The organism is Bacillus sp. J41TS8 (assembly GCF_018333035.1).
Lineage (GTDB): Bacteria > Bacillota > Bacilli > Bacillales > Bacillaceae > Bacillus > Bacillus paralicheniformis.
This window is the reverse complement of the sequence record NZ_BORF01000008.1, coordinates 60,985-76,440: the sequence shown is the minus strand read 5'-3', so window position 1 is coordinate 76,440 and position 15,456 is coordinate 60,985. Positions and strand designations below refer to the sequence as shown.

Sequence of the window (15,456 nt, the reverse complement as noted above, 5' to 3'; positions counted from 1 at the left end):
ATCTTTCTAACATTCATCCATCCGCTCTTTTTGCTGTATTCAGAAGGCAATCCATCGATTAATTTTGCAGTTTGAAAAATCCCCAAAGCTACGCTGTGAAAGCAGCTTTGGGGTACGGGGAATTCTTTTAGCATGTTCGGTGTTTCGCACTTTACTCAATCACAGACCAAGCCGGTGAAGCTGGCTCTAATGTAAAGTCATAAGACGTCTCGTCGCGATACATCGGATCGGCATAAATCGAGTCTTGATCTTGATTTGTTGCATTTTGATACGACGAAAACGAGTCGTATTCATTCTGTTTCCAAATCCACATACTGTCTTTGCCGGCTTCCTTGTGGTACACGTTATGATTTACTTTATTTCCTTCATTTTTCGTAAAATCGTTTGCGATAAATATTCGCGAATCGCTTGCTGTGATGATGTTCTTTTCAATTTTATTGGTTTTTGTGTCATACTGGAGCAAAAGCTGTCCGCCGTCCAGCCCCTTTGTATCATTGCGGTAAACAATATTGTGCGCAATAACAGAATGGCTGGTGCCTCCCCGCTTTTGGTCGTATCCGCCGATAGAAATGCCCGTGTACGCATTCTCATACACTTTGTTGTCGGTTATTTGAATATCATCAGCATATTTCCCTTTGTGTTCAGACGTTGCTTCTATCCCGATATCGTTGCCGTAGACCGTGTTTTTCTTAATGTCAATGCTTTGTCCTCCGTCAACATAAATTCCGCCCGCAGAGTAATCATCCCCATAGGCGGGATTTCCGTAAGTGGAGTTATTGTAAACCGTGTTGTTTTCTACGATACCGTTGCGCACAAAATCGTTTTGAGCGGCCGTTCCTTCATAACCGATCAGATCAATTCCAATGTTGTTATTGTCGCGAACCACATTGCCTCTCACCGTGAAACCGTCAATGTTTCCGTTCAGCACAACCGCTTCACTCGCTCCGAGTGTCAGCTTTTCAACCGTATTGTCCTCGATCTTAATGTCTTTCATGCTGCCGGAGCCATAGACGGCAATCCCGTGGGCATTGCCGTCATCCGCTGTTGTTTTTATATCCCGGACGTGATTGTTTTTAATGGTAATATGACTGCTGGAGCCTGAAACATAAATTCCCATGGCGGTTGCTTCTTCCGATGAAACGGAAAGGTCTTGAATCGTAAGGCCGCTGATTGTGATGTACTGTTGATTGTGAATCTGAATGAGCGGTGTTTCATATTCAGCGTCCTGAATAGATTCTCCGCTGATGACGACTTTTTCATTCTCATAGTTTTGAAATGTGATAGGCTTTTCAGCCGACCCGCTCTCCTTCACATCAAGCGTTTCATGATACGTGCCTTCCCGAATCATAACAGTTGTGCCAGGGACAGCTTTTTTTGCTGCATGTCCCAGAGTTCGAAACGGCTTTTCTTTCGTTCCTTCATTTTGATCATTTCCATCGGGGGAAACATACAAGCTGTTAGCCGGTTCTGCTTCTTTTGCTCCGGTCTTATCGTAAGCAAAAGCGATGATAACAGAAACTAAAATACATGCTGATAAAATAAAATACCATTTTCTCATACTCAGCTCTCTTTTCTTTTCAAAATGGATAAACTAACACCATTATAGAATATCCATTTATGGAAAACCATCGCAAACATTTGAAAGAAAAAGGCAACCCTGTGATCAAAGGGTTGCCTCCATGTTTATGAGTTTATTCAGCACTTCCGCAGTCTATGAATAATATAGCCGCCTATTCCTCCTAGAATCGCCGGAAGCACCCATCCTAATCCGATGTCATACATCGGGAGAAACTGATTGAAAAATTGATTCATAGCTGCAATTTTGAGTCCGGCAGCATTCAGGCCGTCAAACAAGCTGATGATAAAGGTCATTATCAGACTGCCTTGATACACTTCCCTCTTCCCTTTAAATAAGGGATGTAAAAATGTTAAGAATATTAAAGAAATCGCAATGGGATACAAAGTTGTTAAAACCGGCATTGAAACGTTAATCAGCTGTGTTAATCCTATATTTGCTACAAGGGTGCTGAACATTGATAGAATGACAGCAATTTTTTTGTAGGAGATGTTTGGAAACAAGCCGTGGAAAAACGAAGAGCATGCTGTGATGAGTCCCACACTTGTTGTCAGACATGCCACCGTGATCATTAAGCCCAAAAAAACGGAACCATATGGTCCGAAATAATAGGATGAAACCTTCGCTAAAACCTCGGCTCCATTTTCTAATAGACCCAGTTTTTCAACGCTGGAAGCCCCCATGTATGAAAGCGCTGAATAGATCAGAGCCAGGAGCGCTGCTGCAATCGCCGTCGATTTTGCACAAACGATCATGAGCTGTTTTTTGGAGACCGCTCCCTTCTCTTTCATGGCGTTCACAATGATGATTCCAAATACAAAAGCGACAAGGGCATCAAGTGTAAAGTAACCTTCTTTGAACCCTTTAAAAAACACGTGTGATGCATATCCTGCAGACGGAGCTTGAAAGCTTCCGATTGGATGAATAATTGCCGTAACGACGAGTAATCCGATAAATGTTAATTTAATAGGAGTTAAAAATTTTCCGATAACATCAATAATTTTAGTTGGATTCAGAGACAGCAAGCAGGCCACCGTGAAAAATAATACGGTAAATATGATTAAGGCAACAGGGCTTGCATCATGAGATAAAAAAGGTTTAACCCCTATTTCAAACGATACATTACCGGATCTGGGAATCGCGAAAAAAGGGCCGATTGCTAAATAGAGAACCGTCGTAAATACAATGCCGAACAATGGATGCACACGACTGGCCAGAGACTGCAAATCATTTTTTCCTGAAAAAACGAATGCGGTAATGGCGAGTAATGGCAATCCGACTCCGGTCACTAAGAATCCTGCATTGGCTGTCCATACATTCTCTCCGGCCATCTGACCAAGCATAGGCGGGAAAATGAGATTTCCTGCACCGAAAAATAATGCAAACAGCATTAGTCCTATGATTAGGATAAATGAAAAAGGAATTTTTTTTGCCATCATGAGTCCTCCGATTCGGGTTAAGCTATTAGTGCGTTTTAGTAGTCAGCAGTGTAGCACGATAAAAATTTCATAAATGAATGTCCTGAATTATCAGTAAATATTAAATAAAAGTACTATCCTACTATAGTAGCTGTTGCTTGTATTGTCAAAGGTTTCGTCTGTATATGCTTTTACTTTGAAATGGATTTACAAGTTTGTTACAACATGTAAAAATAATAACGGAAAGGAAATTCACATGTGGGAGGTTGTGAAATGCCATTAGGGCCTGCAATCATTTCAGTATTAATAGTATTCGGCATCGTATATGTCATCATGAGAGCTGTGAGAAAATCTAATTGATGGCAGAACGTCTCAGCTCTAACTCCCTTGTCGCAAACTGCTCTTTTTCAGAGACCCAAGCCCGCCAATTTCCAAGCGAGACATATAGAATGAAGCTGTATGTCCATCCAATCTGCTGAAATTGCCGGATCATGCCAAAAAAGGCCAGTCAAATAAAATGACTGGCCTCTCTGTATTACATATGATTTACAAAGTGGAGATATCAATCACGAATCGATAACGCACATCGCTGCGAAGTACGCGCTCATACGCTTCATCTACTTGGTCCGCTCCGATGACTTCAATTTGCGGAGCGATGCCGTGTTCAGCAGCGAAATCAAGCATCTCTTGTGTCTCGCGAATGCCGCCGACTAGCGAACCTGCAATGCTGCGGCGGCCCATAATTAAGGAAAACACACTGTACTGATCCGGTTCTGCCGGCGCACCGACGTTAACAAGTGTTCCATCTACACGAAGAAGCGATAAATAGGCATCAACGTCGAGATTGGCTGACACCGTGTTTAAAATGAGGTCAAAACGGCCGGCCAGTTCAATAAATACAGCAGGATCACTAGTTGCAACATAATGGTCTGCGCCAAAACGCAAGGCTTCTTCTTGTTTATTCAAAGAGCGGCTCAGGACCGTTACTTCTGCCCCCATGGCATGCGCGAATTGGATGGCGACATGGCCGAGTCCCCCCATTCCAACAACGGCAATTTTCTTGCCGGGACCTGCGTTCCAATGCTTCAAAGGAGAGTACGTGGTAATGCCCGCGCATAAGAGCGGGCTGGCAGCATCCAAGTTCAGACTGTCCGGAATGCGGACAACGAAATCTTCTTTGACCACGATGTACTGGCTGTAACCGCCGTATGTCGGATGACCATCGTAGTCTAAACAGTTATACGTTTGGATCACGCCTTTCGTACAAAATTGCTCCTCTCCGCTCCGACAGTACTCACATTCGCCGCAGGAGTCGACGAAGCAGCCGACCCCGACGCGGTCGCCGACAGCAAATTTTTTAACGTCTGGTCCTACTGCTTTGACAACGCCGGCGATTTCATGTCCCGGAACCATTGGAAAGATTCCGCCTCCCCATTCATCATAACTCTCCTTGCTTTTTTCGATTAAGGCTGCGAATAAGCTGCATCTACAGAATAATCGTTAAAGTCCACTTTAACGCAAGGGTTTTTGTAAAATTTCTCCTGATAAAAGCCGTCTCCAGCCTGCGCTGGAAACGGCTTTTTTTAGAGTTGCAAAGGGTGTGACTTGTATACGGATAAACGGCCTGTTTACATATCCCACCAAAAGGACTCGGGAAGCGAGTATTGGCCGTTTAACAGGATTGTTTCACCAATCGCGGGAGCAACCATGTTGGCGCCTTTTTTCTCAGCTTCTTTCAAAGCACGTTCAATCGGCTCTTTCCAGCCATGATAGGCGAGGGTGAACGCGCCCCAGTGAATCAACATCATGTTCTTTCCTTTTACATCTTTGTGGGCCTGTACAGATTGTTCAGGTGTCATATGAATTCCGGACCAGCGTCTGTCATATTGACCGCCCTCCATTAAGGTGATATCAAAAGGGCCGTATTTTTTGCCGATTTCCTTAAAATGTTCATCATATCCCCCGTCACCGCTCGTATAAAAACGCGTATGCTTTCCGAGGATAAACCAGCCGCCCCACAGGGTCGTGTTTCGATTCAACAATCCTCTACCCGAAAAGTGTTTGGACGGTGTCAAGGATATCGTCAAACCTTGAAACTCCGTTTCATCCCACCAATTGAGCTCTGTGATTTTTTCTTTCTCAACTCCCCACCGTATCAAGTGTGCGCTGACTCCGTGGGGAACGAAGAAATGACCGGCCTTTTCCTTCAGCTTTAAGATGGATGGATAATCTAAGTGATCATAATGATCATGTGTGATCAAGACGGCGTCAATCGGCGGCATATCATCGACCATATGCAGGATGTCTTCGCTGTAGCGTCTGCTTCCGATAAATGATACGGGTGAAGCGATTGAACCCAGCATAGGATCTACGAGTATTTTTTTGCGGTCGATGCTCAGTAAAAAAGCGGAATGTCCAAACCATGTTAAGCTGTCTTCGTTATCTTTAACTGTGCTCCAATCGATCTTAGAAACAGGGATTTGACCGGAAGGGTTGCGTTCCTTGCCGCCGGAAACAGCGTCTCTCATCATCGAGAAAACGCCGGAGATTCCGCCCATATCCATCTTTTCCGGAGTCTGATTGACAAATTTGCCATCTGCATAATTGTCAAAGTTTTGATACAGCTTTTTTTGTTCTGTGCTTGGATTTCCCCCAAACACAGGGTGTAACTTGATGAATAACAAAACAGCCGCGCAAAATACGATGATAAAAATGAATAAAAACATCATGATTTTTTTCATTGTTCCTTCCTTTTTAGGATGATCTCTTGCTGCTTCTTATTCTACCGATTATACTTGCATCATCGCCAGTGTAACGCTGTACTGTTTGAGATAATACCATCGTAGCTGAATACCGTGCATAACCAAACAGCGAATAAAAATTTAAAGAACCCTTCGAATTTGAAGAGTTCTTTTTTGAGGCACCTTGACATAGACAAGTCATGTGCCACATTTCTTTTTAAATGAAGGTTTCCATTCTGACAAGTCCTGATAAACAAATGTTATATTGTCACATATTTCATAAGCAACTTCATACATATGTTCTATATCCTTAGCTGTAAATAATATACTTCCTTTGCGCCCTGTACTGTCAACAATAGGTGATATGGTGTCACCCTCTTTTACAAATAGATCAATTAATACGACCTCGGAAATGTTAGCTAGCTCATTGTATTTGATTTCTTTTATGCAACCTGGTTTTGGAATCAAGCTTAAAGACATAGCTTGACATTTTGAAGGTACACATCTAAATTCATCTATAGTCTTGGTAGCTAACGCATCATAATAGTATCCAAATTGAGATATGCCGGTTGTTAGTTCCACCATTTTCCATATGTTTCCGCCACCTATCCTAACTTGAGACTCTATGATTATTGGCTTTTTTTGTTTGTCTAACTTTACCTCTGTATGAGTAATGCCGTCTTCCAGTTGCATGTCCTCCAAAAATAGCATTACTTTCTCCATAATTAATTTTTTTTGGGATTCATCTATAGGTGCCGGCATAATAGTATAGTTTATTATAAACGTATCTTCTTTAAATATTTCAGCTGATATAGCTAGTATAGAGTGTTTTTTGTTATAAGAAACGGTTTCGACCGTATAAACTACGTCACCTTCAACGTACTCTTCCACTAAAACAGGTAGTTGAATACCATTATCTTTAATAAATACCTCTACGTTATCTCCCGTGTCTAGCTTAGACACTCCTATACCACCTGCACCAATCGGAGGCTTTATTATAATGCTGCCTTTTTTGTTCAAAAATTCATCAATGTCTTTTATGTTATTGCAAACTGTCGAATCTATCGAAAAGTCTTTGCCTGCTAGAATTTCACGCATCATGTCCTTATTGCGGGTTATCATATTAGCATTGTAAGAAGGTCCTTTAACATTAAAAATCTTTGCAATTATGCAAGCCGTATCTAAGGCTGCTTCGTTGAAAGATACTACCACCTCAAATGGTTTCTCTTTGTACAATTCTTCAGCATAGTATACAGACAAGGGTATATTTGTTGTGTCTATTTCTTTTTTATAGAAACACTTTTCTAAAATAGTTCCATCAAAGTATATGTGTTTAGTGTAAGACCCTATATACGAAACAGTATACCCCCTATCTAAAGCATCTTGTATAGGTTTTGTCCATCCCCCTATAAATAAAATGTGTGGTGTATTTTCTATGTCGATTCCTTTTGATATCTTATACATCATAATCATCTCCTCTATAATGAACTCGTATATTCAATTTCGGTTCCTTTTGATACGCCTCGCCTTAACAACATCATTAAACACAATGTTGTTCCGAAGCCCCCTATAAATAACGTAGTTTGAAGCCCGAATATAGAAACTAAAAATGCACTAGCAAAACTTCCTAATGCCCAAGCTCCCCAATTAAGCGTACGCTGTACAGCATTTACTCTGCCTAGCATGTGACTTGGTGAAGCAAGTTGTCGTATGGTTGCAGAGTAAGGGCCAAATACACCTTCTCCCATGCCATGTATGATACTTGCAGCTACTATACCGTAAACGGTTCCCAAATATCCCATTATCGGTATAAAGGCCAGACCGATAACTGATACAGTAGCGCTATAAATAAGCATTTTTGTATTATTAATTTGTTGACTTTTTTTCATGAGTAATGTATTGCCTATTAAAAATCCCACCGCTGCTGAACCTACAACAAAGCCTATTTCAAGTTCAGATAGACCCATTACCTTATAAAGGAATATTACTAAAATACTATTTAGTATGTATTTAAAAAAACCGTAAACAGCGCCACAGCTTACAATTGGTTCTAATACAGGGTGTTTTTTAAAATATATCAAACCTTCATATATGTCTTTGTATACGGATTTTATATTTGCGTTTTTTAAAGAGCCCTCTGTATGCGGTTTAAACTTTGAAATAAATAATACAAACACAAAACAAACAAAATACGTTACTGCGTCAACAGTGAAAGAGCCTGTTAATCCAACTGAGTAATAACGATTCCTGCTAGCATAGGACCAATTACTATAGAGAGAGACTCTGAAAGAGCTAGTAGTGCATTTCCTTTTTTTAAGTTGTCTTTATCTGTTAATATTTCAGGCAAGAAAGAGGGAATTGCAATGTTGTAAAACGTAGTAAATACTCCATTCAAAAACATGAGAAACACCAATAAAGGGAACGTTATTATATTTGTTACAGTCAGTATGAATACTGCTAAAAATAAAACGCCTTGACATATACTACAAATTAGCAAAATATTTTTTCTGTGAAGGATGTCTATCAAAGCACCAGCTACTAATCCGAAAATTAGGTAGGGTATGAATATAATCCCACGAAGCATGGCAGCATTTGCCTCACTTGTTTGTAGCACCTCTAATGCAAAAAGAGGCAAAGCTACTATTGTAAACTGGGTACCTAACAAACTTACAGACTGTCCTAGCCAAAGCTTGTAAAAATTAAAATGTATTTTATTTTTCATAATAACCCCCTATTAATTCATATTATTCGAAACCTTGTTATACGCCAGTTCCCTTATTCAGCATTGTTTTGGGCGTAACCTCCATCCATAGTATATCTCCTATGATGACCCTCGTACGCGTTTGCGAATGTAAAAGCAAGATATCAAAATTGTAGTTTTTGTTTTGATGTTCAACTACAGGTGTAATTATATTGAAACAAATGACCTCAGTTTTTTAAAAAGCTGAGGTACTCTCCAATGATCCTAATGAATGTACAGCATCAATAATCAACGAATTTATAAAACCATATCATTGAACAGGAAACATTTATCGTTGAGATTAGTGTGGATTATGAGAATCACGTGGAGGAATTGAAAAATACAATTCTAATTTTGGATTACATATCAAATGAATCCTTACGTCGTCGTATCAGTGAAAAAAGGTGAGACCATGAATGGCCTTGCGAGCGCCTTATTTTTGGGAAACGAGGGGAATTGGGATGGGAACATATTAATTTTCTTGGAGTATACACCTTTGATATGAAGAATATAGCAAGCTTAGGTTCACTCAGCCCTCTTAATCAATGAATTAAAGCCGATGGTACCTTAGCATATTGTTGGTGGCCCCCAGATAGAAACCGTGGGAGGTTTACAAAAAAAGAGCTGACGTTAATCGTCAGCTCCAGCTTTTAAAATCGGACAGATTCAGAAGGTTGGAAAAACCGGTCCACCGCTTCATAGGTTACATCTGAAACGTGCCGGTACTTGTAGTTCGGCGATTGATCACGGTCGATCAGGACGGACCGGACGCCTTCGAAGAAATCGTCGTGCTTCAAAAAGTTCTTCGCCAGCACAAGATCCGTGGCAAAGCATTCTTCCAATGTTTTTTGACGTCCGTCCGCCAGCTGTTTCAATGTGATTTTCAATGAAAATGGCGCTTTTGAAAGCATCGTTTTTTTCACATTCGAGCTAAAAGTGCTTCCTTCGCTTTCGAGCGATTGAAGGATCTCTTCGAGCTTATCATACTTAAAATGCCGGTCAATCGCTTGCTGATCACGGGCGAGCGTGCTTTCTTGGGAGGGCTTCGTTTTCGATTCGCCGATCAGCTGATTGAGCTTTTCTTCAACGTTTACAAGGCGCCAATCTGTTTGTTCCACTGTTTGGATCAATCGTTCTAAAGCGCCGCTCTCCATGTAGGCGTCTGCCCCATTGATATACAGCACGTCTGCCGCATGGATGACAGATGCCGTTAATCCAAGATATCTTCCTATGTGTCCCGGAGCTCTGTTTAAAAAATAGGCTGCCCCGACATCCGGAAAGAAACCGATATTCATTTCAGGCATCGCCCATTTTGTCCTCTCCGTGACAATCCGGTGGCTGGCCCCGTATGTCAGGCCGACGCCTCCCCCCATGACGATCCCATCCAAGCAGGCGATGATCGGTTTCGGAAATCGATGGACTGCCATATCGACTTCGTACTCTGTTTCAAAAAAGCGCTCGGCTTCTTGCAGGGCCTGTTTTGACGAACGTGCTTCATAGAGTGCCTTAATATCCCCTCCGGCACACAGTCCTTTTGGTCCTGCACCTTTGATGAATACAACAGAAACGTTTTGATCTGTCTCCCACTCGTTTAATTTTTCACCAATCAGACGGACCATGTCGTATGTGAGGGAGTTGAGCGCTTTCGGGCGATTCAAAACAATCGCTGCGGCGCCGTTTTGATTAAGGGAAAACAGCACATCATCGGACATCTGGATCCACTCCTTTTATGAATGATGAAAGTTTGGTTTGCGCTTTTCGACAAATGCGTGAATTCCTTCTTTGGCATCTGAAGTGACAAACAGCTCGGCGAATCTGTTTCGCTCTCTCTCCAGTGCCTGTTCCATGCTTTCAGAGGCGCCCTGTACGACACATTCGACGGCGCGTCTCACGCTGGTCATGCTTTTTCCTTCGATAAAAGACGACGCGACCCCTTCTGCCGTCTTCATCAGTTCCTCCCCCTTTACCGCCATCTGCGCAATTTTCAGCTCTACCGCTTCTTGAGCTGAAAGCGTTCGGCCCGTCAGGATGAGATCGAGTGCTGTCGCTGTATCCGTTATATTGCGAAGCCGCTGTGTACCTCCAAATGCGGGAATCAAGCCGAGCTTTAATTCGGGAAGGCCGAGTGTTGCATCGTCTGATACGATTCTGAAGTGGCAGCTCATTGCGAGTTCCAGGCCTCCGCCAAGAGCCGGTCCGTTTATCGCCGCAATGACGGGCTTATTGGAAGCTTCGATTTCATCACAGAGCGCCTGGCCCCCTTGTGCGAGTGCCAGCCCTTGTTTTTGGTCCCCGAGTTTTGAAACGAATTCTTTTATATCCGCTCCCGCCACAAAAAATCGTCCTTCTCCTGTGACGATGATCGCTTTTGTCTCCTCGTCGCGGGCCAATTCCCGAAAAAGAGAGCGCAATTCGGCGATACAGGAAGAAGAGAGTGTATTTGCCGGCGGATTGTTCAACGTGACGGTCGTGATGCTATGTTCGGTTTTAAGTGTGGCATATTTCAAGTTCAATATGGATCCCTCCCTGTTGAAATAGAAAAGGCCCCTCTGAAAAAATCTGTTGCGCATGAGAGGGAGCCTTATGTTAAGAATTAGAACCAGCGTTCGGTGACGACCTTTTTGCGCGTGTAAAACTGGACGCCATCTTTTCCGTTTGTCCCAAGGTCTCCATAGAAAGAGGCCTTGTTCCCTGCGAAGGAGAAGAATGCCATCGGAGCTGGTACGTTGACATTGACGCCGATCATTCCGGCATCGATTTTGTCGCGGAACTGCTGGGCGCTTTTCCCGCTCGACGTGTAAATGACAGCGCCGTTGGCAAACTTGGATTGATTGGCGAGCTCGATCCCCTCATCAAGGTCTTGTACGCGGACGACGCTCAAGACCGGCGCAAAGATTTCGTCCTGCCAGATTTTCATCTCCGGTGTTACATGATCGAAAATCGTGGCTCCCACAAAATATCCTTCCTGAACATCCGGATTGCGTCCGTCCACGGCGAGTGCGGCTCCCTCTTTTATACCGCTGTCGATATAGTCAAGAACGCGTTCTTTATGAACTTCGCGGATCAGCGGGCCGACAAAGTGATCCTCTGATCTGCCATCCCCTGTCTTCAGCTTCCGTGTTTCAGACACGAGCATTTCCATGAAGTCATCGGCGATGTCATCAACGACCGCCGCGACGGAGCAGGCCATACAGCGTTCTCCGCTGCTTCCGAATGCCGCCCCGATGATGCCTTGAACCGATTTTTCAAGATGACAATCCGGCATCACAATCGCATGGTTTTTAGCGCCGGCCAGCGCCTGAACGCGCTTCCCGTTGGCTGTGCCCGTTTGATACACATATTTTGCGACCGGTTCTGAACCGACGAAGGAGACGGCTTTAATATCATCGTTCTCCAATATTCCGTTTACAACATCCTTTCCTCCATGAACGAGGTTCAGCACACCTTTCGGAAACCCTGCTTCATAAAACAGCTCGACAAGCTTTCCGGCAAGAATAGGAGTGCGTTCCGAAGGTTTCAGGACGAACGTGTTTCCGCAAGCAATGGCGAGCGGAAACATCCACAGAGGAACCATCATTGGAAAGTTAAACGGCGTAATACCGGCGACGACCCCCAAAGGATAGCGCCAAATCGATCCGTCGATGCCCCCTGCTATCGCGGGCAGGGATTCTCCCATCATTAAAGTAGGTGTGGCTGTTGCAAGCTCAACAACTTCGATTCCGCGCTGCACTTCGCCTCGGGCGTCTTTTAACGTTTTGCCGTTTTCCGTCGTAATGATGTCTGCCAATTGTTCTTTTTGCTCTTGAAGAAGCTGCAAATATTTATATAAAAGTCTCGCCCGATTGGGGACAGGCACAAGTGACCAGGTCTGATAAGCGTGTTTGGCAGCCTGCACGGCATGATCTACATCCGCTCTCACAGATAGGGGCGCATAAGCGATGACGTTTCCGTTTGCAGGATTGACGACTTCTTCAGCTTCCGTACCTGAGGAATTCACCCACTCCCCGTCGATATGGTTCATAATTTTCTTGGCATTCGTTGTGATCATGTACTTTCTCACCTCTCCTTACCGATAAGTTGTCTTCTGTTCGCTTATTTTTTTGTATAAAACAGACATATCTTTGTCGCCATATCCGTTCTGATCGGCTTCTTCATAGATGCCGAAGAGAATCTTGCTTACCGGCAGTTCAACCTCATTTTTCTCAGCCAAATCCAGTGCAAAGCCAAGGTCTTTCAGCAGCAGCTTCAAAGAAAAGCCAGGTTCATAGTTTTCATTCGCTATGAAACTTTTATAGTTGCGCTCATAGATTCGGCTCTGCCCATAGCTGACGTTCAGCATCTCAAACAATTTTTCGAGATCGAGATTGCTGTTTTTGGCAAGATGCAAGGCTTCACTGACGCCGGCTGTATAAAAACCGATTAAGAGGTTGTTGATCAGCTTCGTATTCGTTCCGCTGTCGATGTTTTCGTTCACATGAAAAATATTCTCGCCCAATACGTTGAAAATAGGCAATGCTTTATCAAAAACAGACTTCGGCCCCCCGACCATAAAGGTAAGCGTCCGGTTGACCGCTCCGATTACACCGCCGCTGACCGGCGCCGCAAGAAAATCAATTCCTTTGCTTTTCGCTTCCTCTGCAATCCGGATATTCAGTTCAGGAGCGACCGTGCTTGTATCAATCAGAAGGACGCCTGGTTCAGCCAGGTGTACGAGCCCCTTTTTCCCCAGAAAAACCTCCTCTGCAGCTTTTGATGAAGGAAGGCTTGTCAGGATGGCGTCACACTCTTTTACCATCTTTTCAACTGAAATCCCGATCGTTCCCCCTGCATGATGCAAGGCCAATTCAGCTTCTTTGTTAAGGTCCGTTCCATATACCGCAAAGTTCTCCTGAAGCAAATTTTTCGACATGGGCAGACCCATGTTGCCCAAACCGATAAACCCGATTTTTTTCAAACGGTTTCCCTCCGATCACACCGTATATTTTTCATGAGCGGCTATTTTCTCTGCGATTTCGCGTTTTTGAGCAAACAGATTGCTGAAAAGGGGCAAAGTAAGGCTGTGAACCTCTTCCAATTCGAGCTTTCTTTCAGCTTCATCAGATTCTATGCCTGATAAGGCGGTTACCGCCATCTCTTCGATTTTGCGGAAGCCTTCTTCACAAATAACGTTCGTCATCATTTCTTTCAACCGTGCTTTTTCGCTTCCGTATCTTTTGGTTGCCTTTTCGGTCCGGAGGGCGGTGGATTCCATCACATAGAGTTCTTTTTGCATGTCGGCGAGAATCCGCGCGTATTCCTGCTCCTTTTGAATGTTCACGCGGGAGCGTTTAAGCGCTTTTAATGTTTTGCCGAAAAGCCTGTTGGACAGCTGAATAAACCGCCGGTTTCGGTTTTCCCCGCTGCTTAATTGAGCTTCCGGCTCTGAGATGCCGTTTTGCTTCACTTCTTTCATCATCAGTTTGGCGATCGTCAAACGGTTAATCTCGTTTGTCCCTTCGAAAATCCGGCTGATCCTCGCGTCCCGGTACAAACGTTCGACTTCGTACTCCTGCATGTATCCGTAGCCGCCATGAATCTGTACCGCCTCGTCTGCATTTCGGTCGAGTATTTCGGAGCAGTGAACTTTATTGATCGCGCATTCGGATGCATAGTTTGTGAGTTTTCTCAGTCTGTCGTCTAATGGCTCAGCCGAATTTAAAACATGGTCCAGGCAGTCTGCCGTTCTGTAAGCAGCGCTTTCGGCGCCGAAAATCGAAATTGCCATGTCGGCAATCTTTTCTTGAATCATTGAAAAACCGATGATCGGCTTGTTAAATTGTTTGCGCTGTTTGGCGTAGCTAACGGCAAGGTTCAATGCTTGCTTTGCCATTCCAATGTTCGAAAACGCGAGCTTTAAGCGGGCCATGTTTAAAATGTTCAAAGCGACGTGATGACCTTTCCCGACATGACCCAAAACATTATCGTTTGGCACCTCGACTTCTTCGAGGATTAAGGTTGCCGTCGAAGACCCTTTGATTCCCATCTTCTTCTCTTCAGGTCCGATGGAAACGCCTTTAAACGAACGTTCGACGATAAATGCTGTCATGCCTTCCGCCGTTTTTGCAAAGACAACATATACATCAGCTACTTGCGCGTTCGTAATCCACTGTTTTTCCCCGTTTAAAACCCAGGCTGTTCCTTCCCCATTCAAGACGGCCGTCGTTTTTGCGTTTAAAGCATCTGAGCCTGCGCCCGGCTCTGTCAGAGCATATGCTCCGATCCATTCGCCCGATGCCAGTTTCGGAAGGTATTTTCGTTTTTGTTCTTCTGTTCCATAATAAATATACGGCAATGTCCCGACGCCCGCATGAATATTAAAGGAGACGCTGAACGATCCGCCGGCTCCCATTTTCTCTGCTACTAACCCGGAAAGCTTCTTGCTGAGTGAAAGGCCGCCGTATTCCTCAGGAACTTCGATACTGAGCAATCCGAGCTCTCCCGCTTTTTGAAACAATTTTTTCACGCTTTCGTGATCCTGCTGATCGATCGATTCAAGAAGGGGCATGACTTCATTTTTGACAAATGATTCTGTCGTTTTTGAAATCAGTTGATCTTCCTCTGTGAAATCTTCCGGCGTAAATCCTTCAGCAGCCGATTCGTGTTGAGAAATCAAGGGTTCATTCCATCGAATTTTTGCTTTCCCCATTGCTTTCCTCCTCGCTTCCGCTAAAAAGAGTGATAAACTGAGATAAAAAGACGATGAATCCGCTTACATTTTACTTGATACGAATCATCGTCTCCTTTTCTCATCCAGATAAGGACCAACCAATTATGAAGGGCACGGTTGTTTCGGTCATTTAGCAGGCTTTTCTTCTGCCTGTCGCCGGAACACAGCCCCGCTTTTTTGTTTCATGAAGCAGCTGTTCCGCGAAAAGCTCCGGGCAATGCAGCTGATGTGTAAGTTATGAAGCTTTTAATATCAGCTTATCAAATAATTGGAAG

Annotated in this window: 9 protein-coding genes and 3 pseudogenes; 1 reads left to right on the top strand and 11 read right to left on the bottom strand. The window is 43.8% G+C overall.

Annotation, left to right across the window (positions count from 1 at the left end):
* Positions 1-151: 151 nt before the first annotated feature.
* The 6 genes and pseudogenes from KI350_RS12495 to KI350_RS12470 form a co-directional block, all read right to left on the bottom strand.
* Positions 152-1,558 carry a right-handed parallel beta-helix repeat-containing protein gene (locus tag KI350_RS12495; protein ID WP_020451649.1) on the bottom strand — a complete coding sequence of 469 codons (1,407 nt, stop codon included), beginning with the start codon at positions 1,556-1,558 and terminating at the stop codon, positions 152-154.
* 137 nt (positions 1,559-1,695) lie between these two features.
* Positions 1,696-3,012 carry a branched-chain amino acid transport system II carrier protein gene (gene brnQ / locus KI350_RS12490; RefSeq protein ID WP_116758569.1) on the bottom strand — a complete coding sequence of 439 codons (1,317 nt, stop codon included), beginning with the start codon at positions 3,010-3,012 and terminating at the stop codon, positions 1,696-1,698.
* A 528-nt stretch (positions 3,013-3,540) separates the two neighbouring features.
* A pseudogene (locus tag KI350_RS12485) lies at positions 3,541-4,440 on the bottom strand (NAD(P)-dependent alcohol dehydrogenase); the annotation flags it as partial.
* Between the two features lie 182 nt (positions 4,441-4,622).
* A complete protein-coding gene (locus KI350_RS12480; RefSeq protein ID WP_025810006.1) occupies positions 4,623-5,723 on the bottom strand; it encodes an MBL fold metallo-hydrolase in 1,101 nt (366 codons plus the stop codon).
* 210 nt (positions 5,724-5,933) lie between these two features.
* A complete protein-coding gene (locus tag KI350_RS12475; RefSeq protein ID WP_025810008.1) occupies positions 5,934-7,199 on the bottom strand; it encodes an ATP-grasp domain-containing protein in 1,266 nt (421 codons plus the stop codon).
* 14 nt (positions 7,200-7,213) lie between these two features.
* Positions 7,214-8,457: pseudogene (locus KI350_RS12470) on the bottom strand (MFS transporter).
* 351 nt (positions 8,458-8,808) lie between these two features.
* Between KI350_RS12470 and KI350_RS23390 the strand changes: the two are divergent.
* Positions 8,809-9,024: pseudogene (locus tag KI350_RS23390) on the top strand (Tn3 family transposase); the annotation flags it as partial.
* 101 nt (positions 9,025-9,125) lie between these two features.
* Here the strand turns inward: KI350_RS23390 and KI350_RS12465 are convergent.
* From KI350_RS12465 to KI350_RS12445, 5 genes are all read right to left on the bottom strand, one after another.
* Positions 9,126-10,187: an enoyl-CoA hydratase/isomerase family protein gene (locus KI350_RS12465; protein ID WP_020451654.1), complete on the bottom strand. Its 1,062-nt coding sequence runs from the start codon at positions 10,185-10,187 to the stop codon at positions 9,126-9,128.
* Positions 10,188-10,202: 15 nt separating this feature from the next.
* Positions 10,203-10,988: an enoyl-CoA hydratase-related protein gene (locus tag KI350_RS12460; RefSeq protein ID WP_020451655.1), complete on the bottom strand. Its 786-nt coding sequence runs from the start codon at positions 10,986-10,988 to the stop codon at positions 10,203-10,205.
* An 80-nt stretch (positions 10,989-11,068) separates the two neighbouring features.
* Positions 11,069-12,523, bottom strand: coding sequence for a CoA-acylating methylmalonate-semialdehyde dehydrogenase (locus KI350_RS12455; RefSeq protein ID WP_020451656.1), 1,455 nt, complete (start codon positions 12,521-12,523; stop codon positions 11,069-11,071).
* 18 nt (positions 12,524-12,541) lie between these two features.
* Complete coding sequence (locus KI350_RS12450; RefSeq protein WP_020451657.1) at positions 12,542-13,429, bottom strand: NAD(P)-dependent oxidoreductase; 888 nt, start codon at positions 13,427-13,429, stop codon at positions 12,542-12,544.
* 15 nt (positions 13,430-13,444) lie between these two features.
* Positions 13,445-15,160, bottom strand: a complete 1,716-nt coding sequence (locus tag KI350_RS12445) for an acyl-CoA dehydrogenase family protein (RefSeq protein WP_020451658.1) — start codon at positions 15,158-15,160, stop codon at positions 13,445-13,447.
* Positions 15,161-15,456: the final 296 nt, after the last annotated feature.

What these genes read in the sequence shown, in the direction of transcription:
- KI350_RS12465 (WP_020451654.1), bottom strand. Translation starts at nt 10,187, where the DNA reads ATGTCCGATGATGTGCTGTTTTCCCTTAATCAAAACGGCGCCGCAGCG.
- KI350_RS12495 (WP_020451649.1), bottom strand. Translation starts at nt 1,558, where the DNA reads ATGAGAAAATGGTATTTTATTTTATCAGCATGTATTTTAGTTTCTGTT.
- KI350_RS12445 (WP_020451658.1), bottom strand. Translation starts at nt 15,160, where the DNA reads ATGGGGAAAGCAAAAATTCGATGGAATGAACCCTTGATTTCTCAACAC.
- KI350_RS12475 (WP_025810008.1), bottom strand. Translation starts at nt 7,199, where the DNA reads ATGTATAAGATATCAAAAGGAATCGACATAGAAAATACACCACACATT.
- KI350_RS12480 (WP_025810006.1), bottom strand. Translation starts at nt 5,723, where the DNA reads ATGATGTTTTTATTCATTTTTATCATCGTATTTTGCGCGGCTGTTTTG.
- KI350_RS12455 (WP_020451656.1), bottom strand. Translation starts at nt 12,523, where the DNA reads ATGATCACAACGAATGCCAAGAAAATTATGAACCATATCGACGGGGAG.
- brnQ (WP_116758569.1), bottom strand. Translation starts at nt 3,012, where the DNA reads ATGGCAAAAAAAATTCCTTTTTCATTTATCCTAATCATAGGACTAATG.